Here is a 24,174-nt window from a genome sequence, read left to right on the forward strand (position 1 = left end):
CGCTCCCTGGCTCGATCAGATCACCTTGCCGGGATTGAGTAAATGATCGGGATCGAGTGCCGCCTTCAGCGTGCGCATCAGCGCGATCTCGGCTTCGCTGCGCGCATGGCCGAGCCATTTCTTCTTCATCGTGCCGATACCGTGTTCGGCAGAGACGCTGCCGCCCATGTCGCGCACCAGGCCGTAGATGATCGCGTCCATTGCCTCCTTTGGTTGGCGCTCGACCGGCAGGCCGGCGACCCAGGACACCAGGTGCAAATTGCCGTCGCCGATATGGCCGTAATAGACGCTCTCGCATCCGGTGATGCCGCTGGCCAGTGCGGCCTTGCAGCGGCTGGCGAACTCATCCATCCGCGCCACCGCAAGCCCGATATCGTAGGAGATGTGCGGGCCGAGCACCTGGCCGAATTCCGAACAGATGTCGCGCACCGCCCAGAACGCCTTGGTCTGCGCCACCGATTGCGAGACGGCGGCGTCCTGCAGCAGTCCGCGCGCCATCAGCTCTTCGAGCCAGGCTTCGAACTGCGGCGCATCGATGCTCTCATCGGTGCCTTGTGCCTCCACGAGCACATAAAGGCCATGACCGGTGCCGACCGGCGAGCGCACGCCGGCCCGCGCGGTGATCACCTCCCAATAGTCCGGCCACATCACTTCGAATGCGGACAAAAGTGGACCGAGCCCGCCACGCGCCGCGTCGAGCAGATCAAGCACCGCGGGATAGTCAGCCACGGCGCAGAGTGCCGCCATGGTGGAGCGTGGTTTCGGAAACAGCCGCAATACGACGCGGGTGATGATGCCGAGCGTGCCTTCCGAGCCGATGAACAGATGCTTCAGATCGTAGCCGGCATTGTTCTTCAGCAGCTTGTTGAGGTTGGTGACGATGGTGCCGTCCGGCAGCACCACTTCGAGGCCAAGCACTAGCTCGCGCGTCATGCCGTAACGAATGACGCGATTGCCGCCGGCATTGGTGGAAAGATTGCCGCCGATCGCGCAGGAGCCGCGTGATCCCAAATCGAGCGGAAAGAAGAAGCCGGCTTCATCCGCGGCCTTTTGAATCGTCTCCAGCGGCGTGCCGGCCTTCACCGTCATGGTCGCGCTGGCGCGATCGATCTCCTCGATGCCGACCATTCGCTCCAGCGAAATGGCGACCCAGCCTGGCTCAGGTGCGGCACCGCCGCACAGGCCGGTCAATCCGCCTTGCGGCACGAACGGCAGCTGTGCCTTGCGGCATGTCGCGATGGTTTCAGATACGCCCGCCGCGTCCAGCGGCCGAACCACCGCGATCGGTGTTTGTGGCAGGCTCGCGCTCCAGTCGTTGCCATTGCGGGCGGGAATATCGGCACCGGTCAGCACCGCCTGCTGGCCGAGTTTGAGCTGCAAGGCGCTCAGCAACTCCAGCGGTCGTTCGGGTCGGGTCATCGTATCCATGGCGGAGCCTTTAGTTGGGCCGTCGCGCGTCCATGCGTTTTTGGCAGCGCGGCCTGCTCAATACCGAGTTGAGGTGTTCTTGTATGTAAGGTACAAGATAAGTCAAGAAGCCCATTTGGGGCGTCCAAATGCAATGGGAGAGGTCATGACAGCAGCAATTCGCGGGTTTTGGGCGGCTGCGCCCACACCGCTGACGGCCAGTGGGGCCGTGGATCACGCGAAGCTCGCGGCGCACGCCCTCAACCTCTTCACAAAGGGCGTCGATGGCGTCGTGTTGTTCGGCACCACCGGCGAGGGCACCTCATTCGGTGTGGCCGAGCGAATCGCGACCGTCGAGGCGCTGCTCAAGGCCGGCGTGGCGGCGTCGCGCATCGGGCTTGGCGGCGGCTTTCCCGCGATCACCGACAGCATTGTCCTGGCGCGTTCGGCGCTGAGCCTGGGGTTGAACCATGTGCTGATCCTGCCGCCCTATTTCGACCGTGACGTTACGCCGGAGGGAATCGAGGATGCGTTCGCCGCGATCTTCGATGCCGTGGCTGACGACCGCCTTCGCGCCACGCTCTATCATATCCCGCAGGTGTCCGGCGTCGCCGTGCCCGTCGCGGTGGCGGCCAGTTTGCGCAAGCGCTACGGCGTTGTCGTCGCAGGCCTCAAGGATAGCAGCGGCGACTTCAGGCAATTCCAGGCGTTTCGTGCCGCCGCGCCCGAGCTTGCGATTACGGTCGGCAACGAAGCCGATATCGCCCGCGCCATCGCAGGTGGCGGCGCCGGCACGATCTGCGGAATGGGCAATGTCGTGCCGGGCCTGGTTCAGGCCATGATCAACGGGACCGGCGCGGAAGCGCGGATGCAGGCCGCCATCGACGTCGTGGCCAGCGGGCCGTCGTTCCCCTCGACGTTGAAGGCAATTCTCGCCGCGCAGAGCGGCGACGCCGGCTGGCTGCGGGTGCGTCCACCGCTGCGCCAGTGCGCCGATGGCGCGGTTTTGAAGGCGAAGCTGGAGACGTTGATGAGCCCGGAGGTCGCCTGAAGGTCTCAAGCCGAAGTTTCACGTGACGTACGCAACGCTCCAGGCTGCCTCGGGCAAGGCCGCACCCTGAAACCTGCGCGCGGCGCGGCTCTTGCTCGTGGCCGCGGCGCGGCTCTTGCATGTGGCAAGTCGTGCTCTTGCATGGAGGGTCTGTTTGATGACACCGTGCGGTCGCTTCGGGTAGGGGACACCGACCTGAACACTCTCGTTGCGTTTCGGTATTGGACTTCTCGATGCTGCTTTTGATTGCCCGGCGTCTCGGTCTCGGCCTCCTGGTCGCGCTCACGGTGATGACGCTTGCATTCATGCTGACGCGGCTGTCGGGTGACCTTGCCATTTCAATCGCCGGGCCTTCCGCGACGCAGGCCGACGTCGAAATCATCCGCAAGGCATACGGCCTCGATCGTCCGCTCTACGTCCAGTTCTTTTCCTGGGTCGGCCGCGCCATGGTCGGCGATTTCGGTCAGAGCTATTTCTTCAAGGACAGCGTCTCCAACCTGATCGCGAAGCGCCTGCCCATCACGCTCACGCTCGGCCTCGTGGGCCTGAGCCTGGCCCTGATCATCTCGATCCCGCTCGGCATCCTCGCGGCGGTTCGCGAGAACACCTGGCTCGACCGCGGCGTCACCATGTTCACGATGGTGGGGCAGGCGATCCCGAGTTTCTGGCTCGCCCTGATCCTGATGATCGTGCTCGGTCTCAATCTCGGCATCCTGCCGATTTCAGGCACCGGCACCTGGCAGCACTTCGTGATGCCGGGCATCGTGCTCGCTTTTACGGCAATCCCCGCCCTTACACGGCTCACGCGATCCGGCATGATCGAGGCGATGGCGTCCGACTACATCCGCACCGCACGCGCCAAGGGCCTGTCGCGCGCGCGCATCATCTTCAAGCACGCGCTGCGCAATGCCGCGATCCCTGTGGTGTCGATCGCCGCCGTCCAGCTCGGTTTCATGCTTGGCGGCTCCATCGTCATCGAGACGGTGTTTGCGCTGCATGGCGTCGGCTATCTCGGCTGGGAGAGCATCGCCAAGAATGATTTTCCTGTCGTGCAGGCGGTGGTGCTGGTGCTGGCGGCGATCTATATCGGCCTCACGCTGCTTTCCGACATCCTCAATGCGCTGCTTGATCCGAGGCTTCGGACCGGATGAGCGAACCGATTGCAATCCATGCGCCGCTGACGTCGCGGGTCGGCGTGGCCGGCTTCACGGTCGGGATCGTTATCGTCGGCATCATCGCGGTGGCCGCGATCATCGGCAATCAGCTGGTGCCGCATGATCCCTTCACCCAGGACCTCGGCAACCGCCTCAAGCCGCCATTCTGGATGGAGGGTACCCAGGCCGGGCATCTGCTCGGCACCGATCAGCTCGGCCGCGATTATCTGGCGCGGCTGGTGTACGGCGCGCGCATTTCGCTGCTGATCGGCATCATGACGGTCATCACGTCGGGACTGATCGGCATCACGCTCGGCGTGCTCGGCGGCTTCTTCGGCGGCCGCATCGACGACGCCGTGCTGTTCGCCATTACCACGCGGCTGTCGATCCCGGTGGTGCTGGTCGCGCTCGCAGTCGTGGGGCTGATGGGCTCGGGCCTTGGCCTCGTGGTCGCAACCCTCGGGCTTCTGTTGTGGGACCGTTTTGCGGTGGTGGCGCGCGCGACCACGATGCAGATTCGCAGCCTCGATTACGTCAACGCGGCCCGCTGCGCCGGCGCCTCGACCTCGCATTTGCTGGTCAGGGAGATCCTGCCGAACATCGCGAGCCATCTTGCCGTGGTGGCAACATTGGAAATGGCGCTCGCGATCCTGCTCGAGGCGGCGCTGTCGTTCCTCGGCCTCGGCGTGCCGCCGCCGCTGCCGTCCTGGGGTCTGATGATCGCCGAGGGCAAGGATTACATGTTCTTTTCGGCCTGGGTGATCATGGTGCCCGGCGTCGCGCTGTTCGTCCTGGTGCTCGGCATCAACCTGGTCGGCGACGGATTGCGCAATCTGCTCGGTTCGGAGCGGTCGCGATGAGCGCATTGCTTGACATCGAGGACCTCGAAGTGATGTTCGGCGGCCGCAGCGCGGCGGTACGCGGCGCCTCGTTTCAGGTCGAGAAGGGCGAGACCCATTGCCTGGTCGGCGAATCCGGCTGCGGCAAATCGGTGACCGCGCTGTCGATCATGAACCTGCTCGCGCGCGGCGGCCGGCGCTCCGCCAAACGCATGAGCTTTGCCGGCACGGACCTCCTTTCGCTGTCCGACCGCGAGATGGCGCGGCTGCGCGGCAATCGGATCTCGATGATCTTCCAGGAACCGATGACCAGCCTCAACCCGGCTTTTACGATCGGCTCGCAAATGGCAGAGGTGCTGACCCGCCACAAGGGCGGCTCACGCACCGCCGCGCTCGAGCGCGCGGTCGAACTGATGGGCCGCGTCGGTATCACCGCGCCGGAGATGCGGCTCGGCCAGTTTCCGCATCAGCTTTCCGGCGGCTTGCGTCAGCGCGTCATGATCGCGATGGCGCTGATGTGCGATCCCGAACTGCTGGTCGCCGACGAGCCGACCACTGCGCTCGACGTTACCGTGCAGGCGCAGATCCTGCGGCTGCTGGCGACCTTGAAGCGCGAACTCGGCCTTGCGATCCTGCTGATCACCCATGACCTCGGCATCGTCGCCCGCGTCGCCGACCGGGTGTCGGTGATGTATGCGGGCGAGGTGGTCGAGCGCGCGCCGACCGCGGAATTGTTCCGCAGCCCCCAACACCCCTATACGCGTGGACTGCTGTCCTGCGTGCCGGTGCCGGGCCGGGTGCAGCGCGACCGGCCGCTCGGCTCGATTCCGGGCGTGGTGCCGGCGATCGGACCCGGCTTTGCGGGCTGCGCGTTCCGCTCGCGCTGTTCCCATGCCGACGCCAGCTGCGAACGCGAGATTCCGCGCCGCCAGGCAGGCAGCGCGCACGACTATCTTTGCCGGCTCGCACCGGAATTCTCGGAGCCGCAGCCCGCATGAGCGTCGCGATCGAAGTCCAGAATTTGCGGTGCGAGTTCCGGGTCAACGCCGGCTGGTTCGCGGCGGAAAAACGCGTGATCGCGGTCGACGACGTTACCTTCAGCGTGCCGGCGGGCAGCGTGCTCGGCATTGTCGGCGAATCCGGCTGCGGAAAATCCACCCTCGCGCGGCTGATCCTCGGGCTGCTGAAGCCGACGGCGGGGACCGTGCTGGTCGACGGCAAGCGCCTGTTCGACCTCGACCGCAAGGCGCGGGCGCGATTGATCCAGCCGGTGTTCCAGGATCCGTTCGCCTCGCTCAATCCGCGCCACCGCATCAAGGACATCGTCGCGCTGCCATTGACCGCCCAGGGTACCTTCTCACGTGCGGAAATCGAGCGCCGGGTCGCTCAAATTCTCGAACGCGTCGGGCTTTCGGCGGCGATGGGCGAGCGCATGCCCTCGCAGCTCTCCGGCGGGCAGCGCCAGCGGGCGGCGATTGCCCGTGCGCTGGTGCTCGAGCCGCGGATCGTGATCTGCGACGAGCCCACCAGCGCGCTCGACGTTTCCGTGCAGGCGCAAATCCTCAACCTGCTCGCCGATCTGCGCCGCGATCTCGGACTGACCTATCTTTTCATCAGCCACAATCTGGCGGTCGTGGAGCATGTCGCGAGCGAGGTCGCGGTGATGTATCTCGGTCGTTTCGTCGAGCGCAACGAAACCGACGCCCTGTTTCGTGCGCCCGGTCATCCCTACACGCAGGCGTTGCTGCAAAGCGTGCTGACGCCAGAGCCGGGCCGGGGCGTGCCCGATATCGGCCTCGGCGACGCCATGCCGGATCCGGCCAATATTCCCCCGGGCTGCCGGTTCAACCCGCGCTGCGGCATCGCGGTCGAACGCTGCCGCCGTGTGGCACCAACGCCCATGGCCCGCTCCCCCCACGGAATGGTAGAGTGCCATCTGGCATAGAGTGTGCTTGAAATCGGTCTTGCGATCGGAACCAAAGGAGGACGGCATGGGCGTGCAATTGAGATTTGGTGCGGCGATCCTCGCGGCGGCACTGGTCGGTGCCGGCGCTTCCCCGGCGCTGGCGCAGAAGTCCGCCGACACGTTGCGGATCACGATGCGTGACGCGCTGCCGAACGTCGATCCCTACTACAACAACCTGCGCACCGGCGTGGTGATGCATCACCAGGCTTGGGACGGGCTGGTTTACCGCAATCCTGAAACGTTCAAGAACGAGCCGCTGCTCGCCACCGAGTGGAAGCTGCCGGATTCGACCACGATTGAATTCACGCTCCGGCCGGGCGTCAAATTCCACGACGGCAGCGCGTTCACGGCCGATGATGTGGTCTACACGCTCAATCTGGTGTCCGATCCCGGGAGCAAGGTGTCGACGCCCGCGAACTACAACTGGATTGAAAAGGCCGAGAAGACCGGCGACCTGTCGGTTCGCGTCAAGCTGAAGCGGCCGACGCCCGCGGCGCTGGATTATTTCGCCATGGTCGTGCCGATCTACCCGAAGGCATACCGCGAAAAGGTTGGCGCGGAAGGCTACGCCAAGGCGCCGGTCGGCGCCGGCCCCTACAAGATCACCAAGGTCGAACCGGGCGCCTCCATCGACTTCGAACGTTTCGAGGATTATTGGGCCGGCAGCCCCAAGGGCAAACCGGCGATCAAGAAGATGAGCGTTCGCTTCGTTCCGGACGCGACCACGGAAATGACGGAGTTGCTGGCCAGCCGCGCGGACTGGATCTGGAACATGAATCCGGACCAGTTCGAAAACGTGAACAAGCTTCCGCACATTGCGGCCGTGCGCAAGGAATCGATGCGGGTCGGCTATCTCTCGCTCGACGCTGCCGGCCGCACCGGCGCTGATAACCCGATCACCAAGCTCAAGGTACGTCAGGCGATCTGGCACGCGATCGACCGGCAGGCGATGGCCGACAAGCTCGTCACCGGCGGCAGCCGGGTTCCGGCGGCGCCCTGCTTCCCGACCCAGTTCGGCTGCAACGGCGAGGCCGCGACGCTGTACGACTACAATCCTGCCAAGGCAAAGCAGCTTCTCGCCGAGGCCGGCTATCCCGATGGCTTCGACCTCGAAGTGGCGAGCTATGTGCTGCCGCAGTGGGGCTCGGCGGTGCAGAACTATCTGATCGCCGTCGGTATCCGCGCCAAGCTCAACCAGCTGCAGACGGCGGCGCTGATCCAGAAGGCGAAGGCCGGCGAACTGCGCACCTACATCGGAAGCTGGGGCAGTTATTCGATCAACGACGTGTCGGCCTTCATGCCGAACTTCCTTGACGGCGGCGCCGACGACTATGCGCGCGATCCGGACGTGCAGAAATGGCTGATCGAAGGCGGCTCATCCATCGACCCGGAAGTCCGCAACAAGGCCTACTCGGCTGTGATCCAGCGCGTCACCCAGCAGGCCTATTTCGCGCCGCTGCACACCTATGTGACGACCTACGGCTATTCCAAGCAGCTCGAATTTACGCCGTACTCGGACGAACTGCCGCGCTTCTATCTGGCGAAGTGGAAATAGGCTGAACGCGCCCGGCGCGGCGTCGCCGCGCCGGTTCAGCCCACTGGCGTCATCGGTTTCGAAGCGTCTAGAATGCCCAAATCTCGGCGCGGCATTCGGGAACACGATGATAGAATTGCTCAGTCGGCGTGATGCGTTGGTGCGGAGCGCGGGGCTTGCGGCGGCAGGCCTGGTTTCTACTGCCGGCTTTGCCGCACCCGCCCGCAAGCCGGTTTCCGGCGAGGCGATCGACGCCGCGTTGCAGGCAAAAGTTGCTGCCAGGGAAATCCCCGGCGTGGTCGCGATGGCCGCGAACGAAACCTCGGTCGTGTATCAGGGCACGTTCGGCACCCGCAATGTCGCGGCCGCAATCCCAATGTCTCCAGATACGGTTTTTCGTATTGCCTCGATGGTCAAACTGCTGACGTCGGTGGCCGCATTGCAGCTGGTCGAGCGCGGCAAACTGAAACTGGATGAGCCGGCCGCCAACATCGATCCGACGCTCGCCTCGCCTCAGGTGCTCGCGGGCTTCGATGTCAAAGGCACACCGCAGCTGCGGCCGGCGCACAAGCCGATCACGCTGCGCAACCTGCTGACGCACACATCCGGCTTCAGCTACCCGCTGTGGGATCCGAATGTGGTTCGCTACCAGAAAGCGGCGCGGGCCGATCCGGCGCTGCCGCGCCGGCCGCTGATGTTCGAGCCAGGCGCACGATGGGCCTATGGCGGCAGCATCGACAATGTCAGCCAGCTGGTTGAGATCGCCAGCGGGCAAACCATCGATCGCTATTTCAGTGAACACATCACCGGCCCGCTCGGCATGAGCGACACCGGCTTTGTCATCACCGAACAGCAGCGTGCCCGCCAGGCCAGCCTGCATGTGCGCGACGCCGGCGGAAAGCTCGTCGCAAAACCGTTCGAGAAGCTGGCCCCGACATCAGGCTTTTCCGGCGGCGGCGGCATCTATTCGACCGCGCCGGACTATCTGGTCCTGCTGCAGGCGTTGCTGAACGGCGGACGGTTTCGCGGCACAAGCCTGTTGCGGCCGGACACCGTCGCAATGATGTCGACCAACCAGATCGGCAATATCGAAGCAGGAATTCTCAAGACCGCCAATCCCGCGCTTTCAAACGACGTGGATTTTTTCCCGGGCGTCCATCTGCGCTGGGGGCTCGGCCATATGATCAATGTCGATCCGGTCCGCGAGGGCCGTACCGCCGGCAGTCTCACCTGGGCCGGCCTGTTCAATACATATTACTGGATCGATCCGAAAAAGCGCATTGCGGGCGTGATCATGATGCAGATCCTGCCCTTTGTCGACAAACAGGCGCTGGTGGCCTACCGGCAGTTCGAGCGCGGGATTTATCGCGCGCTGGGGGCAGCCTAGTCACCTCCGGGTGACTGCCATTCCGCCGACGTAGATGTGATTGAAACGCGCGCGATGGCGGGCAGTTCGCCGATCGAAAATGTGATAGACCCGCCGTCATCCCATTCGAACCCAGGCAACGCGCTCCCCATGAACCTCGATATGACCCGTCGCACTTTGCTGCATCTCGCCGGCGTCTCCTCATTGGCTGCGGCCGCCGCAGCCGCGGCGTACGCCGAGCAGGGCGGTAGCGGCGGTGGGCCGACTTTCGCCAACCGTACGCCGATGCGGATCGGCATGGTGACGATCCGGGTCCGCAAGCTCGATGTCGTGGCGGATTATTATCGCGACGTGCTCGGGCTTGCCGTGATGGAACGCTCGGCCACCGGCGCGGTGCTCGGCGCCGGCGGGGTCAAGCTCCTCGCGCTCGAGGCGCGCCCGGATGCCGCGAACGAGGCCCGCAACGCCGCCGGGCTCTATCACACCGCCTTCCTGATGCCGACGCGCAAGGATCTCGCGCGCTGGCTGGTCAATGCCGCGATCCACCGCGTGCCGTTGTCGGGCTTTGCCGATCACCGCGTCAGCGAATCCGTCTACCTCGACGACCCCGAAGGCAACGGCATCGAGGTCTATGCCGATCGCGATCCCTCGCTCTGGCAATGGAGCGAGGGCACCGTGACGATGGGGACCGACCAGCTCGATATCGACAACCTCGTCTCGCTCACCAATACCAACGTCAGCGACTATGCAAAGGCGCCCGACGGCTTGCGCATCGGCCACATGCATCTGCGCGTCGGCGATCTCGCCAAGGCCGATGGCTTCTACCGCGGCACGCTCGGCTTCGATCCGACGCGGGCGCGCAGCGGCGCCGCGTTCCTGTCCTCCGGGCGCTACCATCACCATCTCGGTCTCAATGTCTGGCAAAGTGCCGGTGCCGGCCGTCGCGACGACGCGGCCACTGGCCTTGCCTGGTTTTCGCTGGAGATCGAGAAGCCGGATTTGTTCGCGGCAAAGGAAGAGCGCCTGCGTCAGGCCGGCGTCCAGGTCGCATCCGTTGCTGGCGGCCTCGAGGCCGCCGACCCCTGGGGCACGCGCGTGCGCCTCGTCAAGGTCTGAGCCATCAGGCGGGAGCAGATGCGATGGATGCCGTGCTGCCTTTCCGTTCCATGGCCTACAATAATGGCTGGGCCAATCATCGCCTGCTGACCGCCTGTGCAGCGCTGCCGCAGGTGGATTTCACCGCGCCGCGCACCGGCTTCTTTCCAAGCCTGCGCGCCACCCTCAATCACATCCTGATCATCGACCGTTTCTACATCGACGCCCTGGAAGGTGGGACCCTTGGGCCGGCGGCCTGGGCCAACGAGGAGCCGTGCGAAACCGTCGGCATTCTCCGCGAAGCGCAAGACGAGATGGACCGCCGGTTGATTGCCTTCGTCGAGCGCCTCGGCGCTGAATATCTCGATCGCATCGTCAACGTCCACCGCGGCAGTCGCATTCAACATGAGCGGATGGACCGGCTGCTGCTGCATCTGTTCCAGCACCAGATCCATCATCGCGGCCAGGCGCATGCGATGTTGAGCGCGACCGGTGTCCGCCCGCCGCAGCTCGACGAGTTCTTTGCCGCGGAAGAGGCGCCATTGCGCGCAGGCGAGTTCGCGGAGCTAGGCTGGAGCGAGGATAAGATCTGGTGCCGCTGAGTTGCGGCGTCGTCGTGATTGCGCTCAGCGGTAGCTAGAACTGCGGCGGCAGCTGTGCGGCGACCTCGCGCGCGGCGACGCCCATGTCGTTCGCCAGCGCTAGCGAGCGTGCACGGTCGAGCTGGCTGCCGAGGCCGACGGCTGCGATGGTGTGCGAGATCGTGCCCTGGCTGTTCAAAACCGGCACCGCCACGATGGTGACGCCGTCAATGTAATTGCCGCGATCGATGCTGAACCCCTGACGGCGTACCAGCTCGACTTCCTTGCGCCAGGAATCGTAGCTCGGCGCGTTATGCCAGCGCAGCAGGCGAAATCGCTTCTCGATCTCCTTCTGCGGTTGCCCGCAAAACGCGGCGACGCACCGCCCCGTGGCGCTGATCAGCGCGGGAAACCGGCTTCCGACATCGACATGCAGGCGGACCGGCGCCTGGCTGCGGGCCAGGGCGATGACGATCATGTTGTCGAGGTCGGGCACCTCGACGCCGATCGCCATGACGCCGTAGCGGTGTGAGAGATCATCCAGCTTCGGCCGCACCAGATTCGGAAAGTCGCTGTTCTCGAGCACCGCGCGCGCCAGCGGCAGCATGCCGACGCCGAGCCTGTAGCGCTTGGTCAAGGGATCGACTTGCAGCAAATCTTCGGCAACGAGCGCGCGCACGATGTGCAGCGCGGTGCTGGGCACGAGGTCAAGACTCTCCGCAATCGCCTTGAGGCTTTGCGGCGAACGGCTGCGGCTGAGCAGCCGCAGAATGGCGATGGCGCGGGTGACGGCGGGTACCGCGCGGACCCGCGGCGATTTGGGATTCGGCATGATTGTCTCTGTACAACAACGCTTGCGGCGCAACAACGAGATGCGTTCATTGTACATATACAATTATAAACGCTATTTGACAATCAGCTTGTCTTCGGTATTTTGCCGCCATGACCAAGCTGACCCACTTCACGAGCTACGCGGATGCGCAGGCGGAATTTTCCTCCGCCAGACTCTGGGAACTGTTCGCGGGCAATCGCGAACGCCTGAACATCGCCCATGAATGCATCGACCGGCACGCCGGGCGTTCCAATCCGGCGGTCATTGTCGTTCACGCCGACGGGCCGGATGAACTGTTGAGCTTTCGCGAGATCTCGGAAGCCTCGTCGCGCTTCGCCCATTATCTGACGAGCGAGGGCGTCAAGCCCGGCGATCGCGTGGCGATCATGCTCGAGCCGTCACGGGCGTTCTACGTGGCGGTGTTCGGCACGATGAAGGCGGGCGCAATCGCCGTTCCCTTGTTCACGCTGTTCGGGCCCGATGGCGTCAAGTTGCGCGTCAACGATTGTACGCCGCGGCTGATCGTGACGAACGCCGAGAAGGCGCCGAGCCTGGACGGCATCGAAGCGAAGATCGTGGTCGCCGACAATGCGTTCCTGAAGGGACTTCAGCGCTTCTCGCCGCACTTCACGCCCAACACGGCGGCCGACGCGCTGGCGCTGTTTCAGTACACGTCGGGGACGACGCGCGAGCTTCCCGAGGCGGTCAAGCACACCCATCGAGCGATCGTGACGCTGATGGTGGCGGCGCTCTACGGCACTGGCCTGCGTCCCGGCGATCGCTTCATCTGTCCGTCGTCGCCGGCGTGGGGCCATGGCCTCTGGCACGGCACGCTGGCGCCGCTGGCGCTCGGCATCACCATTGGCGCCTATGCCGGCAAGTTCAATCCGGAGCGGCTGCTGGCGGCGCTGCAACAGCATCAGTTCACCAACATCTCGGCGGCCGCCACCCATTATCGCATGATGCGGAATTCGGGCGTGGCGCCGAACTATCGCTACGCGATCGAGAAACTGTCCTTCACCGGCGAGCCGATCGACAGCGAGACCGCTTCGTTCGTCGAGCATGTTTTTGGCCGGCCGGCCTGCAGCATGTACGGCACCACCGAGATCGGCGTGATCCTGGTGAGCTATCCCGGCGCCGGCGATTTCGTCGTCAAGCCCGGTTCATTGGGTAAACCGATTCCCGGCGGGCGCGTTGAAGTCCACGATGCCGAAGGCCGGCAATGCCCGCCCGGCGTCGCCGGCGAGCTGAAGGTCTGGCGCCACGGGCAGTGGATCGCGACCAAGGATCTCGGTCGCATCGACGAGGATGGTTATTTCTATCACGGCGGCCGCGCCGACGATGTGATCATCTCCGCCGGCTGGACCATGAGTGCCGTCGAAATCGAGGACGCGATCCTGAAGCATCCGCAAGTGCGCGAGGCCGCCGCCATCGGCGTCGCCGATCCGCTGCGCGGGCAAGTCGTAAAAGCCTTCGTCGTCACCGACCGGGCAGGCGACGAGGCGTTCCAGCACGAAATCCAGGACGTCGTGCGCCAGCGCCTCAGCCATCATGAATATCCGCGTGTCGTCAGCTTCGTCACCGAGCTGCCCAAGACACCGGCCGGCAAGGTCAACCGCAAGGTGCTGCGCGATCGCGAGCAGGCCATCACGAAATCAGAAGCGAGATAGAGGCAAAAGCCTGAAAGGAAGGAACGTCAATGCTTGATACCGTCGAAACCAGGTTTCCGAAAATCACCGAGGATGGCCTCGACGATCTGCGCAAGCGCATCGGCGTCTCCATCGGCGTCACCGCCGAGCCCTGGTGCTATGAGGCGACGCGCGACAACATACGGCACTACGCGCACGGCATCGGCGACGACAATCCGCTGTGGTGCGACCCTGACTACGCCGCCAAGACCAACCATGGCGGCATCATCGCGCTGCCGAGCTTCCTGTTCTCGACCAGCCGCATCGTGTCAGGTTACGTCGGCGGTTTGCCCGGCGTCCACGCGATGTGGTCGGGCGCCGACTGGACCTGGCACAAGGCGGTCAGGCGCAACGACGTGATTTCGACCGAGGCCAAGCTGAAGGATCTCGTCGAGCACCAGACGCGCTTCGCCGGCCGCGCAATCCAGCAGACCTATCATGTCGATTTCTTCAACCAGCAGGGCGACCTCGTCGCCGAGGCGGATAGCTGGTGCTTCCGCACCGAGCGCGACCACGCGCGCGAGCAGGGCACCAAGTACAAGGAGGTCAAGGCCCGCGCGCCGCGCCGTTACAGCGAGCAGGAACTGGCCGAGGCCTACAAGCTCTATGCCGAGGAGCGGATTCAGGGTTCGCGCAAGCGCTACTGGCAGGACGTCACTGAGGGTGAGGCGCTGCCTGTGATGTTCAAGGGGCCGATGACGGTCACCGGCTTCATCGCCTATGCGCAAGGTTGGGGCGGCCTCTATATCCGCGCCAACAAGCTCGCCTGGAAGCTGCAGGACGCCCATAGCGGTCTCGGCATTCCGAACCGCTTCAATATTCCTGACTGTCCCGAGCGCGTGCATTGGGAAGAGGAGTTCGCGCTCGAGGTCGGCGCGCCCGGCGCCTACGATTACGGTCCGGAGCGCTGCTCCTGGCTGACCCATCATCTCACCAACTGGATGGGCGACGATGGCTTCCTGCGCCGTGCGACCTGCAAGATCCGCCGGCACAATCCCGAAGGCGACATGCTGTTCATCAAGGGCAAGGTGAAGCGCAAGTTCGTCGAGGGCGGACGTCACCTCGTCGAGATCGAGCAGGAAGCCTACAACCAGGACAACGAAGTATCGGTCCTCGGGACCGGCATCGTGGAATTGCCAAGCCGTTCCTGAAAAAGCTTCGTTCCTGACAACCGAACGGTCCATTGACCATGCCCGCAAACGAGCTCACGCGCGGAGCGATGACCGGCCTCAAGGTCGTCGATCTGTCGCGCGTGCTCGCCGGGCCGCTGTGCACGCAGATGCTGGCCGATCATGGCGCCGACGTCGTCAAGATCGAGCCGCCGGCGGGGGACGAGACCCGTGGTCTCGGGCCGCCGTTCGATGCGGCCGGGCAGGCGGCCTACTTCAGCGCCGTCAACCGCGGCAAGCGCGGCATGGCGCTCGACCTTTCGCGCGAGGAAGGGCGCGCCGTGCTCGAAGCCCTGCTCAGAGATGCGGACGTGCTGGTGGAGAATTTCCTGCCCGGCACCATGGAGCGCTGGGGTATCGGTTTTGATGTTTTGTCCACGCGCTTTCCGCGGCTGGTGTATTGCGCCATCTCCGGCTTCGGGGCCGACGGGCCGCTCGGCGGACTGCCCGGTTACGACGCGGTACTGCAGGCGATGTGCGGGCTGATGAGCATCAACGGCACGCAGCAATCCGGCGCCACCCGCGTCGGCGTACCCATTGTCGATTACGTCACCGGATACAATGCGCTCACCGGCGTCCTGTTGGCGCTGGCGGCGCGCGAGCGCACCGGAATGGGCCAGCGCGTCGAGGTGACGCTGTTCGACACCGCGCTCAATCTGCTGGTCCCGCACGCGGCCAACTGGCTCTGCTCGGGTAACGTCCCTGGCCGGCTCGGCAGCGCCCATCCCAACATCGCGCCTTACGACAAATTCGCAGCCAGCGATGGTGAGGTTTTTCTGGGTATTCTCAACGACGGCCAGTTCCGTCGTTTCTGCCAGAAGGTGGCGCGCGAAGACCTTCTCGACGATCCGCGTTTCCGTACCAACGCCGACCGGCTGACACATGTCGCCGCCCTTCGCGCCGAACTCGAGCGCACGCTGGCCGGCTTCAAGTCCGACGATCTCTGCCGCGATCTGATGCGCGCAGGCGTGCCGGCAGGGCCGGTGAACAATGTGGCGCAGGCGTTCGCGCAGCCGCATGTGGCGCACCGCGACATGCTGATTGAGAGCGAAGGCCACCGCGCACCCGGCATTCCCATAAAACTTGCGCAAACGCCCGGCGGCGCGGGACGGCGGCCACCGCGCTTCGGTGAACATGTCCGCGAAATCCTGGGCGAGGCCGGCTTCGATCAGGCTGATATCGACGGCCTGATCGAGACCGGCATCGTCTCACCCAACGACAAGAAGAGTTCATAACAAAAAACAAAACATCACGAGAGGAAACCGTCATGCTGAGATCTGCAAAATGGGCCGCAGGATTGCTGGCTCTGCTATGGAGCTGCGCGGCTGTGGCGCAGACCTATCCGTCGAGGCCGGTGCGAATCATCGTGCCGTATCAGGCAGGCCAGGGTACGGACGTGGTGGCGCGATATTTCGCCGAGCAATTGTCGCGGACGATGGGCCAGCGGTTCTATGTCGAGAACAAGCCGGGCGCCGGCGGCAACATCGGCGCCGAGCAGGCCGCGCGTTCGGACGCCGACGGATACACGCTGATGATGGGCACCAATGCCACCCAGAGCATGAACGAGTTCATGTATGCATCGCCGGGATTCGATCCGGCCAAGGATTTTGCGCCGATCATCCTGGTGGGCAAGCTGCCCATGGTACTCGCGGCCAATCCGTCGTTTACCGGAAGTTCGCTGGCCGACCTGATTGCGGCGGCGAAGGCGACGCCCGACAAGGTCGACATCGCGCTGCCGAGCACGACGGCCCGCATCGTCTTCGAGTTCCTGAAGGGGCGGAGCGGTGCGTCCTTGTTCTCCGTGCCCTACAAGGGATCGGCGACGGCCACGACCGACGTCCTCGGCGGCCAGGTGCCGCTGATCATCGACACGGTGACGGCGCTGCGCGGCCATGTCGCCGGCGGCAAATTGAAGGCGCTCGGGATCACCTCGTTGAAATCGACCGAGTTGATGCCGGGTGTAAAATCCATCGCCGAGCAGGGTGTCGCCGACTTCGAGGTGACCGCCTGGAACGCGTTCTACGCGCCGCGCGACACGCCGCAGCCGATCGTCGATCTCCTGAACAAGGAACTGGCCAAGGCGCTTGCCGAACCGGAAACGAAGAAGCGCCTGCTGGAACTCGGATTTGATCCGGGCGGCGGAACGCCCGCCGAGCTGACCCAGTTCGAAAAACGGGAGCGGCTCAAATGGGGTCCGCTGATCAAGGAAACGGGCCTGCAGGGCGGCTGAGCGAACAGCCGGACAGCACGTCAGCGCTGGCCGTCATGGACTGAAATCGCATCGGCCGACAATCCGCCGATGCGGGCGTGCGGCCGGCCGCCGGTTGCCATGACGAGACCGAACGCGATTTCGTCGCGGCGTGGCGCGTCCCATGTCGTCATCTCGGCGGTGCCGAAGTGGCTGCGTACATAGGCAGCGTGGATATGGCCGAGCGGCACCATCAGGCGTGTGCCCGGCCCGCCGATCGTCTTCGCCGCGGGAACGATGGCCTTGGGCTGGCCAAGCACCTCGCGCATGCCCTGGCCGCCGGCCTCGTGCCACACTGCGCCATGTTCGAGTTCACCGTCCTCGCCGACGACGATGCCTTTGCCGTAGGCTTCGATGCCCGCGGCGCCACCGAGCTGTGCGATCAGCCCCGTTGCAAGCTCGCGGCCGAGGTCGCGCAAACCGGCCTGGAACGGCATCAGGTCCGGTTCGTAGCGGCCGGCAAAGGGATTGCGGATCACGGCGATCGCCGTACCGACGAGCAGCGGCTGGTCGCGGCGGGGACCACGCTCGTGCCAGATTGTCTCGACGCTCAGCGACGTCTTGCGGATTTCATGGGCTGCGGACGATGGCGTCATCGGTTCACTCGTCGATGACGGGATTGCGGAGTACGCCGATCTGTTCGATCTCGACCTCGACGACGTCGCCGGGCTTGAGGAAGATCGGCGGCTTGCGCGTGAAGCCGACGCCGGCCGGCGTGCCTGTCGCGATGACGTCGCCCGGCACGAGGTCGAAAATGATCGAGGAATATTCGATCAGCCGCGGGATCGAGAAGATCAGCATCGAAGTATTGCTCGATTGCACCGTCTCGCCATTGACGCGGGTTTCAAGCTTCAGGTTGGTGGGATCGGCGATCTCGTCAGGCGTCACCAGCCATGGGCCGAACGGGCCGGTGCCGACGAAATTCTTGCCGGACGCGATCTGCTGCGCATGGCGTTGCCAGTCGCGGACGCTGACGTCGTTGTAGATCGAGTAACCCGCGACATGGCTCCAGGCATCGGCCTGGCTGATGTGGCGGCCGCCCTTGCCGATCACGACGGCGAGCTCGCCCTCCCAGTCCAGATTGTCGGAAACTTTTGGCCGGATTACCGGCGCGTTGTGGGCGACCTGCGAACGCCAGACCCGCAGGAAGATCGGCGGAAATTCGGTGATCTCGCGCTTCATGCCGAAGGCGACAGCCTCGTTGTGGTGATCGAGGTAGTTGCGCACGGCGCAGACGATCTTTTCCGGCCGCGGGATCACAGGCAGAAAATTGATCTCGCTCAGTTTCAGGTCCGGCTTGTGGGCGGCGGCGATCTGCTCCCGCTCGGCGAATTTTGCGCTGCCGATGAAATCCGCCAGCGTCCCGCCGAGCACCTTGCCGAGGTCGATGACCTCGTTACCGCGCACGGCGCCCCAGGTTTCGGTCTGCTGCCGCAGGAAGGAGATGAGCTTCATGAACGCGATCCTCGGACCTGATTTAAGATTTCCGTAAAAGATACTATTTTCGAAAATGATACAAGCAAAATTCAGTTTCGGCTCGGCATTGCGCATTTCCGCGCGGTCGCCGAGGCCCGATCGGTTCAATTCTGGCTGAACAATTCCGAAGCGTATTTGATGACGTTGTCGGTGGTGTTCTGGATGTGCCTTGCGATCAGCTCGCAGGCCCGATTCCCATCCCGGCCGACGGTCGCCTTCATCAGCGCGCGGTGCTCGCCGGCCTTGTCGCGCGGACGTGGCCGGAACCTTGCCGAGATATTGCGATAGCGCTCGGCGCGTTCGAACAGTGATTGCCTGATGCCAAGCAGGGTCGGCGAGCCGCAAGCCGCGACCAGGGATTCGTGAAACTCCCGGTGTGCCAGCTTCCATTCCGGATTGTCGGCGTAGTCCTCGACCTCGCGCCCCTCGATGATTCCAAGCCGGTGGATCGACGAAATAACCGCGATTTCCCAGTCATCATCGCCATTTTCGATCGAGCGGCGGATCAAATCGACCTCGATCAGAATGCGGGCGCGCGTCAGGTCGATCAGATCCGGAAGGCTGATCGGCGCCACCTTGAAGCCGCGCTGCTCCTCGGCCACCACCAGCCCCTCGGCCGCAAGACACGTCAGCGCCTCGCGCAGCGTCGTGAAGCTCGCGCCATAGGCCAACCGCAGCGTGTCGAATTTGAGCACCTCGCCGGGCTTGAGCCGGCAGGTCACGATCTCGTTGCGCATCCGGTGCGCGATATCGGACGCCAGCGTCTTGCCGAATTCCTTTCGGCGCTTGAAGGCCGTCACGTTCATGGAATCGCTCTCCGATCGCCTTTGAGTCTATCGAGGCTAGAATGCTGTTGCAATAATTTTCGTAAGCGGTAGTATTTTCGAAAATATGGGTTGAGGACGGGTGGAGCGCGCATGAAGGCTGTCTTGGTACACCGCCCGGGAGGGCCGGACGCCCTGGAGTATCAGGACGTCCCGATGCCTGTGCCCGGCGAAACCGATGTGCTGATCCGGGCCGAGACCTTCGGGGTGGGGCAGCCCGACAAGCTGATCCGCAGTGGCGTCTACAAATGGATGCCGCCGCTGCCGGCCAACCCCGGCAACGACGTGGCGGGCCGGATCGAGGCCGTCGGCAGCGCCGTCCGTGACATCAAGGTCGGACAAAAGGTGCTGCTGAGCGCCCGCGATCTGGCGCAGCGTGGTGGCTGCTACGCCGAGATGGTCGCAGCCCCCGCGGATGCCGTTCATCTGCTGCCCGAGCAGGTTGATCTCGAATCCGCGGTTTGCCTAGCCAATTACCAGGTGGCTTGGGCGCTGTTGAATGAATGCGGATCGTCGCGTCCGCCGAAATCGGTGCTCGTCGTCGGCGCGGCCGGCGGCGTCGGCTCGTCGCTGGTGCAACTGGCGAAGCTTGCGGGCATGACCGTGATCGGCACCGTCAGCTCGGAGGAGAAGGCGGTCTTCGCCGGCGCCATGGGCGCCGACGGCATCATCTACTATCGCGGCGAAGACGTCGTTGCGCGCGTGCGAGAACTGACCGGCGGGCGCGGTGTCGATCTGGTGCTCGACCATGTCGGCGGTCCTGATTTCTTCAGCCATCTGCGCGCGCTGGCCAAGTGGGGAACGGTAGTTTCCTACAACGCGTTCGACGGCCTGCCGACGCAGAACATGATGGAGGAGATGCGCAAGCATCTCGACGTCTGTCCGGCCATCCGCTGCTTCTCGTTTCACATCTACGACCACGACCGCGAAGGCCGCCGCGCCATCATGAAGCGCATGATCGGCCATCTGGCTGACGGCAGCATCAAGCCGGCGATCTTCGCCCGCTTCAAACTGTCCGAGGTGCGCCGGGCCCATGAGCTGCTGGATTCGGGCAAGGCGCTCGGCAAGATCATCATGACGCGCGACTGATGGGGATAGTTACGATGATAGGTGTCAAACGCATCAGGCACGCGACCTTCGCGACCGCCGATATCGAGCAGCAGATCGAATATTATCAGGGGATCATCGGTCTCGGCATTGTCGAAAGGCAGGCCGGTCGCGCGCTGTTCGCCTCGGAGTCCGGCGAACTCACGCTGGTTCTGGAGCAGGATACGGCTTCCTCCTGCAAGGCCATGGCATTCGAGATCGCCCCCAATGTCGAACTCGGGGACGTCGGCAAACAGCTCAAAGATCTCGGCATCAAGTCCGAACTCCGCTCCGATGCCGTGCCGGGAATACCGCGGACGCTGGTTTTCTCAGACGTCGACGGCCGGCAGATCGAGCTGCTCACGCAGTGGCAATTCACCCCGCCGAGCGAACAGGTGCGGGGCATCGTCGTCAATAAACTCGGTCACATGGCGCTGTACGCGCCCGATCCGGACCGCACCGCAAAATTCTATTCCGACGTTTTGGGTTTCCGCGATTCAGACCGGATCGAGGAAAATTTCGTCTTCATGCGCTGCGGCTTCGAGCATCACGCCATCAATTTCGCGCGCGGCACCGACGCGCGGCTGCATCATATGGCATTCGAACTGCGCGACGCATCTCACATGCAGCAGGCCTGCGACCTGCTCGGGCGCCGAAAGATCCCGCTGTTGTGGGGGCCGGTGCGCCACGGCCCCGGCCACAACATCGCGACCTATCATCGCGATCCCGACGGCTATCTCATCGAGCTGTTCTACGACATGGACCGCATGGCCGACGAGGAGCTTGGCTATTTCGAGCCGCGCCCCTGGCATCGCGACCGGCCGCAGCGTCCGAAGACCTGGATCGGATTGCCGCGCGACATCTGGGGCGTCGGCCCGTCGCCTGACGCGGCGGAGTTTTCGCCGAAGATGCGCGGCGGAAAATAGCGCGTCGAATTTCCGAGAAAAAGCAACAAGCGATATGGGGAGAGACGAAAATGGCGGGATCAGCGCGTAGTTCAGTTCGTCGCCATTTGTTCGGGCGGCTGTTCGCGATGCTGTTCATCGCCACGATCGCGGGATCGATTAGCGCCGTCAGCGCCCAGGAGTATCCGACCCGGCCGATCCGGCTGCTGCACGGCTTTGCCGCCGGCGGCGCCGCCGACACGCTGTCGCGCATTCTGGCGAACGGGCTCTCGAAGCGGCTCGGCCAGCCGATCGTGATCGAAGCCAAACCGGGTTCGGGCGGCAATCTCGCCGCGGCCCAGATCGCCAAGGCCGAGCCCGACGGCTACACGATCGGGCTCGTCACCGGCGCCCACGCGATATCGCCGGCGCTCTACAAGTCGCTGCCTTACGATTCCGTCGACAGCTTTGAGATGATCTCGACCGCCGTCTACTACGCGCTCGTGATCGCGGTTCGCGCCGATTACGAGGCCAAATCACTTGGCGAATTGATCGCGCTCGCGAGAGCAAAACCGGGCGAACTCAATTACGCTTCCGTTGGATTTGGCAGCACCCACCATCTGGCCGGCGCACTTCTGGAAACCACGGCCGGCATCAAGATGGTGCACGTTCCCTATCGCGGCGATTCGCTCACCGTCACCGCGCTGCTCGGCGGCGAGATTCCAATGATCGTGGGAACGCCGGTGCTGCTGGCGCCGCAGATCGAGAGCGGGGCCATTCGCGGGCTTGCCGTGACATCACCTGCGCGCAGCAAGCTCTTGCCCAACGTTCCGACGGCCGATGAATCGGGCGTCAAGGGATTCGATGTGCGCACCTGGGCGGGGCTGCTGGCGCCGAAGGGCACGCCGCCGGCGATCATCAAGCGTCTCAACAAGGCTGTTCTGGAAACCCTGGCCGATCCCGAAACCAGGGCGGCGCTGGAAACCGCGATCGGCGGCGAAGTGCAGGGCAGTACGCCGGAGGAGATGCGCGCGCTGATTCAGTCGCAAACCGTAAAATGGGCCGACGTGATCAAGACAGCGAATATTCCGCGGCTGTGACGATCAAGGCATCGTCATGGCGGCCCTGCTTGCATTTCCGGCAGCGTGAGCAGCCGAAAGCGCCTTTGTCGCCGCCGTCCTTTCGCGTATATGTCCGCAGACACACTCCTTTTTGCGAGGCCATGTGACTGCAACCAATCCCGCCGCGGGTAAACCGGTCGGTTCCGCTGATCTCGTCAATGTTCCGCGTCTGATGACGGCCTATTTCGCCGGAAAGCCCGATCCGGCCGATCCTGCGCAGCGCGTTGCGTTCGGCACCTCGGGTCACCGCGGCACGTCGCTGAAAAACTCCTTCAACGAAAACCACATTCTGGCGACGACGCAGGCGATCTGCGATTACCGCCGCGAGACCGGGCTGACCGGCCCGCTGTTCATCGGTATCGACACCCACGCGCTGGCCGAATCGGCGCTGGTGAGCGCGGTGGAAGTGTTTGCCGCCAACGGCGTCGATATCATGATCGACGATCGCGGCGGCTACACGCCGACGCCGGTCATCTCGCACGCGATCCTGAGCTACAACAAGGGCCGGACGGGCGGCCTTGCCGATGGCGTCGTCATCACGCCGTCGCATAATCCACCCGAGGATGGCGGCTACAAATACAATCCGCCGCATGGCGGCCCGGCCGATACCGATGTCACGGCCAAAGTTGAAAAGGCCGCGAACGCCTTTATGGCGGCGGACATGAAGGGCGTGGCGCGGATGCCGTATGAGCGCGCCCGCAAGGCGCCGACCACGCATCTGTATGATTATATCCGCCCCTATGTCGCCGATCTCGGCAACGCCGTTGACATGGCGCTGATCAAATCATCCGGCGTGAAGATCGGCATCGATCCGCTCGGCGGCGCCGCCGTGCATTACTGGCAGCCGCTCATCGAGCATTACGGCATCAACGCCACTGTTGTGAACGACGTCGTCGATCCCACCTTCCGTTTCATGACCGCGGACTGGGACGGCAAGATCCGGATGGATTGCTCGTCGCCTTACGCGATGGCGAGCTTGATCCAGATGCGCGACAAATTCGACGTCGCGTTCGCCAACGATACCGATGCCGACCGCCACGGCATCGTGACGCGCACCGGCGGGTTGATGAACCCGAACCATTTCCTCAGCGCTGCGATCGCCTATCTGTTCGAGCACCGGCCGCAATGGGGCAGGGATGCCGCGATCGGCAAGACCATCGTCTCCAGTTCGATCATCGACCGCGTCGCGAAAAAGCTGAACCCGCAAGCTGGTCGAGACTCCGGTCGGATTCAAATGGTTCGTCGAGGGGCTCGGCAGCGGCGCATTCGGCTTTGCCGGCGAGGAAAGCGCTGGCGCCTCGTTCCTCAAACGCGACGGATCGGTGTGGACCACCGACAAGGACGGCGTCGTGATGGGGCTGCTGGCGGCTGAAATCCTCGCCAAGACCGGCCGTAATCCCAGCGAGTTGTTTGCGGGACTGACCGCCGAACTCGGCACGCCGGTCTACGCGCGGATCGACGTGCCGGCGACGCCGAAGCAGAAGAACGCGCTGAAAGCGCTCGGGCCGGAACAGCTCGGCCTGAAGGAAATGGCTGGCGATCCGGTGACGGCGATCCGGACCAGGGCGCCCGGCAACGATCAGCCGTTCGGCGGCATCAAGGTCGAGACCGCTCAGGGCTGGTTCGCAGCACGGCCGTCCGGCACCGAAGACGTCTACAAGATCTACGCCGAAAGTTTCCGCGACAAGGATCATCTCGGCAAAATCCAGAGCGACGCCAAGGCCGCGATCGCCAAGGCGTTCTGACGGAGCGCCGGCTTTGCCTGACGCGAAATTCGTTCATTCCGCGTCATGGCCGGGCTTGTCCCGGCCATCCACGTCTTCCTTGCTGTCAGACCGCAAAGACGTGGATGC

The 24,174-nt window shown here is 64.2% G+C and carries 21 protein-coding genes and 1 pseudogene; 17 read left to right on the plus strand and 5 right to left on the minus strand.

The window, feature by feature from the left end; genetic code table 11:
* Window positions 1-15: 15 nt before the first annotated feature.
* Window positions 16-1,428, minus strand: coding sequence for an FAD-binding oxidoreductase (locus ABIE49_RS27450; RefSeq protein WP_192736648.1), 1,413 nt, complete (start codon window positions 1,426-1,428; stop codon window positions 16-18).
* A gap of 145 nt (window positions 1,429-1,573) precedes the next feature.
* On the opposite strand from ABIE49_RS27450, the gene ABIE49_RS27455 reads away from it, so the two are divergent.
* The 9 genes from ABIE49_RS27455 (at window position 1,574) to ABIE49_RS27495 (ending at window position 11,014) form a co-directional block, all read left to right on the plus strand.
* Window positions 1,574-2,458: a dihydrodipicolinate synthase family protein gene (locus tag ABIE49_RS27455; RefSeq protein WP_192736647.1), complete on the plus strand. Its 885-nt coding sequence runs from the start codon at window positions 1,574-1,576 to the stop codon at window positions 2,456-2,458.
* Window positions 2,459-2,691: 233 nt separating this feature from the next.
* On the plus strand, window positions 2,692-3,609 hold the full coding sequence (locus ABIE49_RS27460; RefSeq protein ID WP_192736646.1) for an ABC transporter permease: 918 nt from the start codon (window positions 2,692-2,694) through the stop codon (window positions 3,607-3,609).
* The gene (locus tag ABIE49_RS27465) at window positions 3,606-4,472 is read left to right on the plus strand and encodes an ABC transporter permease (RefSeq protein ID WP_192736645.1); all 867 of its coding nucleotides are present in this window, start codon (window positions 3,606-3,608) and stop codon (window positions 4,470-4,472) included. Before ABIE49_RS27460 ends, ABIE49_RS27465 begins: the two co-directional genes overlap by 4 nt.
* Window positions 4,469-5,449 carry an ABC transporter ATP-binding protein gene (locus tag ABIE49_RS27470; RefSeq protein ID WP_192736644.1) on the plus strand — a complete coding sequence of 327 codons (981 nt, stop codon included), beginning with the start codon at window positions 4,469-4,471 and terminating at the stop codon, window positions 5,447-5,449. The genes ABIE49_RS27465 and ABIE49_RS27470 overlap by 4 nt, the downstream gene beginning before the upstream one ends.
* Complete coding sequence (locus ABIE49_RS27475; protein ID WP_192736643.1) at window positions 5,446-6,396, plus strand: ABC transporter ATP-binding protein; 951 nt, start codon at window positions 5,446-5,448, stop codon at window positions 6,394-6,396. Before ABIE49_RS27470 ends, ABIE49_RS27475 begins: the two co-directional genes overlap by 4 nt.
* A 46-nt stretch (window positions 6,397-6,442) precedes the next feature.
* A complete protein-coding gene (locus tag ABIE49_RS27480) occupies window positions 6,443-7,972 on the plus strand; it encodes an ABC transporter substrate-binding protein (protein ID WP_192736642.1) in 1,530 nt (509 codons plus the stop codon).
* 106 nt (window positions 7,973-8,078) lie between these two features.
* Window positions 8,079-9,338, plus strand: coding sequence for a serine hydrolase domain-containing protein (locus tag ABIE49_RS27485; protein WP_192736641.1), 1,260 nt, complete (start codon window positions 8,079-8,081; stop codon window positions 9,336-9,338).
* Between the two features lie 129 nt (window positions 9,339-9,467).
* Complete coding sequence (locus tag ABIE49_RS27490) at window positions 9,468-10,433, plus strand: VOC family protein (RefSeq protein ID WP_192736640.1); 966 nt, start codon at window positions 9,468-9,470, stop codon at window positions 10,431-10,433.
* A 23-nt stretch (window positions 10,434-10,456) separates the two neighbouring features.
* A complete protein-coding gene (locus tag ABIE49_RS27495) occupies window positions 10,457-11,014 on the plus strand; it encodes a DinB family protein (protein WP_192736639.1) in 558 nt (185 codons plus the stop codon).
* Between the two features lie 34 nt (window positions 11,015-11,048).
* Here ABIE49_RS27495 and ABIE49_RS27500 read toward each other — a convergent pair whose 3' ends face one another.
* Window positions 11,049-11,825: an IclR family transcriptional regulator gene (locus tag ABIE49_RS27500; protein WP_192736638.1), complete on the minus strand. Its 777-nt coding sequence runs from the start codon at window positions 11,823-11,825 to the stop codon at window positions 11,049-11,051.
* A gap of 110 nt (window positions 11,826-11,935) precedes the next feature.
* On the opposite strand from ABIE49_RS27500, the gene ABIE49_RS27505 reads away from it, so the two are divergent.
* From ABIE49_RS27505 to ABIE49_RS27520, 4 genes are read left to right on the plus strand one after another with little or no spacing between them, the layout of a single operon-like run.
* Window positions 11,936-13,495: an acetate--CoA ligase gene (locus ABIE49_RS27505; protein WP_192736637.1), complete on the plus strand. Its 1,560-nt coding sequence runs from the start codon at window positions 11,936-11,938 to the stop codon at window positions 13,493-13,495.
* Window positions 13,496-13,524: 29 nt separating this feature from the next.
* Window positions 13,525-14,664 carry an FAS1-like dehydratase domain-containing protein gene (locus tag ABIE49_RS27510; protein WP_192736636.1) on the plus strand — a complete coding sequence of 380 codons (1,140 nt, stop codon included), beginning with the start codon at window positions 13,525-13,527 and terminating at the stop codon, window positions 14,662-14,664.
* A 38-nt stretch (window positions 14,665-14,702) separates the two neighbouring features.
* The gene (locus ABIE49_RS27515) at window positions 14,703-15,917 is read left to right on the plus strand and encodes a CaiB/BaiF CoA transferase family protein (RefSeq protein ID WP_192736925.1); all 1,215 of its coding nucleotides are present in this window, start codon (window positions 14,703-14,705) and stop codon (window positions 15,915-15,917) included.
* 32 nt (window positions 15,918-15,949) lie between these two features.
* A complete protein-coding gene (locus tag ABIE49_RS27520) occupies window positions 15,950-16,912 on the plus strand; it encodes a Bug family tripartite tricarboxylate transporter substrate binding protein (RefSeq protein ID WP_192736635.1) in 963 nt (320 codons plus the stop codon).
* A gap of 20 nt (window positions 16,913-16,932) precedes the next feature.
* Here the strand turns inward: ABIE49_RS27520 and ABIE49_RS27525 are convergent, their stop codons facing one another.
* From ABIE49_RS27525 to ABIE49_RS27535, 3 genes are all read right to left on the minus strand, one after another.
* A complete protein-coding gene (locus ABIE49_RS27525; protein WP_192736634.1) occupies window positions 16,933-17,526 on the minus strand; it encodes an amino acid synthesis family protein in 594 nt (197 codons plus the stop codon).
* 4 nt (window positions 17,527-17,530) lie between these two features.
* Window positions 17,531-18,385, minus strand: coding sequence for a fumarylacetoacetate hydrolase family protein (locus ABIE49_RS27530; protein WP_192736633.1), 855 nt, complete (start codon window positions 18,383-18,385; stop codon window positions 17,531-17,533).
* A gap of 125 nt (window positions 18,386-18,510) precedes the next feature.
* Complete coding sequence (locus tag ABIE49_RS27535) at window positions 18,511-19,212, minus strand: GntR family transcriptional regulator (protein ID WP_192736632.1); 702 nt, start codon at window positions 19,210-19,212, stop codon at window positions 18,511-18,513.
* A gap of 111 nt (window positions 19,213-19,323) precedes the next feature.
* Here ABIE49_RS27535 and ABIE49_RS27540 point away from each other — a divergent pair, with 111 nt between their 5' ends.
* The 4 genes and pseudogenes from ABIE49_RS27540 to pgm all read left to right on the plus strand — a co-directional run bounded on the left by ABIE49_RS27540 (window position 19,324) and on the right by pgm (window position 24,066).
* Window positions 19,324-20,319 carry a zinc-dependent alcohol dehydrogenase family protein gene (locus ABIE49_RS27540; protein ID WP_192736631.1) on the plus strand — a complete coding sequence of 332 codons (996 nt, stop codon included), beginning with the start codon at window positions 19,324-19,326 and terminating at the stop codon, window positions 20,317-20,319.
* Between the two features lie 14 nt (window positions 20,320-20,333).
* Window positions 20,334-21,242: a VOC family protein gene (locus ABIE49_RS27545; protein WP_354066994.1), complete on the plus strand. Its 909-nt coding sequence runs from the start codon at window positions 20,334-20,336 to the stop codon at window positions 21,240-21,242.
* Between the two features lie 50 nt (window positions 21,243-21,292).
* Window positions 21,293-22,300 carry a tripartite tricarboxylate transporter substrate binding protein gene (locus ABIE49_RS27550; protein ID WP_192736629.1) on the plus strand — a complete coding sequence of 336 codons (1,008 nt, stop codon included), beginning with the start codon at window positions 21,293-21,295 and terminating at the stop codon, window positions 22,298-22,300.
* 124 nt (window positions 22,301-22,424) lie between these two features.
* Window positions 22,425-24,066 (plus strand): annotated as a pseudogene (pgm, locus tag ABIE49_RS27555) (phosphoglucomutase (alpha-D-glucose-1,6-bisphosphate-dependent)).
* Window positions 24,067-24,174 lie beyond the last annotated feature (108 nt).

This window comes from Bradyrhizobium sp. OAE829 (assembly GCF_040546575.1).
In the GTDB taxonomy this organism is placed as follows: domain Bacteria; phylum Pseudomonadota; class Alphaproteobacteria; order Rhizobiales; family Xanthobacteraceae; genus Bradyrhizobium.

Bases quoted from the DNA above. Each gene is read 5' to 3' on its own strand.
- ABIE49_RS27470 (WP_192736644.1), top strand. From the start codon at position 4,469: ATGAGCGCATTGCTTGACATCGAGGACCTCGAAGTGATGTTCGGCGGC.
- ABIE49_RS27515 (WP_192736925.1), top strand. From the start codon at position 14,703: ATGCCCGCAAACGAGCTCACGCGCGGAGCGATGACCGGCCTCAAGGTC.
- ABIE49_RS27505 (WP_192736637.1), top strand. From the start codon at position 11,936: ATGACCAAGCTGACCCACTTCACGAGCTACGCGGATGCGCAGGCGGAA.
- ABIE49_RS27550 (WP_192736629.1), top strand. From the start codon at position 21,293: ATGGCGGGATCAGCGCGTAGTTCAGTTCGTCGCCATTTGTTCGGGCGG.
- ABIE49_RS27545 (WP_354066994.1), top strand. From the start codon at position 20,334: ATGATAGGTGTCAAACGCATCAGGCACGCGACCTTCGCGACCGCCGAT.
- ABIE49_RS27510 (WP_192736636.1), top strand. From the start codon at position 13,525: ATGCTTGATACCGTCGAAACCAGGTTTCCGAAAATCACCGAGGATGGC.
- ABIE49_RS27540 (WP_192736631.1), top strand. From the start codon at position 19,324: ATGAAGGCTGTCTTGGTACACCGCCCGGGAGGGCCGGACGCCCTGGAG.
- ABIE49_RS27500 (WP_192736638.1), bottom strand. From the start codon at position 11,825: ATGCCGAATCCCAAATCGCCGCGGGTCCGCGCGGTACCCGCCGTCACC.
- ABIE49_RS27465 (WP_192736645.1), top strand. From the start codon at position 3,606: ATGAGCGAACCGATTGCAATCCATGCGCCGCTGACGTCGCGGGTCGGC.
- ABIE49_RS27455 (WP_192736647.1), top strand. From the start codon at position 1,574: ATGACAGCAGCAATTCGCGGGTTTTGGGCGGCTGCGCCCACACCGCTG.
- ABIE49_RS27450 (WP_192736648.1), bottom strand. From the start codon at position 1,428: ATGGATACGATGACCCGACCCGAACGACCGCTGGAGTTGCTGAGCGCC.
- ABIE49_RS27525 (WP_192736634.1), bottom strand. From the start codon at position 17,526: ATGACGCCATCGTCCGCAGCCCATGAAATCCGCAAGACGTCGCTGAGC.
- ABIE49_RS27480 (WP_192736642.1), top strand. From the start codon at position 6,443: ATGGGCGTGCAATTGAGATTTGGTGCGGCGATCCTCGCGGCGGCACTG.
- ABIE49_RS27475 (WP_192736643.1), top strand. From the start codon at position 5,446: ATGAGCGTCGCGATCGAAGTCCAGAATTTGCGGTGCGAGTTCCGGGTC.
- ABIE49_RS27485 (WP_192736641.1), top strand. From the start codon at position 8,079: ATGATAGAATTGCTCAGTCGGCGTGATGCGTTGGTGCGGAGCGCGGGG.
- ABIE49_RS27535 (WP_192736632.1), bottom strand. From the start codon at position 19,212: ATGAACGTGACGGCCTTCAAGCGCCGAAAGGAATTCGGCAAGACGCTG.
- ABIE49_RS27490 (WP_192736640.1), top strand. From the start codon at position 9,468: ATGAACCTCGATATGACCCGTCGCACTTTGCTGCATCTCGCCGGCGTC.
- ABIE49_RS27495 (WP_192736639.1), top strand. From the start codon at position 10,457: ATGGATGCCGTGCTGCCTTTCCGTTCCATGGCCTACAATAATGGCTGG.
- ABIE49_RS27460 (WP_192736646.1), top strand. From the start codon at position 2,692: ATGCTGCTTTTGATTGCCCGGCGTCTCGGTCTCGGCCTCCTGGTCGCG.
- ABIE49_RS27520 (WP_192736635.1), top strand. From the start codon at position 15,950: ATGCTGAGATCTGCAAAATGGGCCGCAGGATTGCTGGCTCTGCTATGG.
- ABIE49_RS27530 (WP_192736633.1), bottom strand. From the start codon at position 18,385: ATGAAGCTCATCTCCTTCCTGCGGCAGCAGACCGAAACCTGGGGCGCC.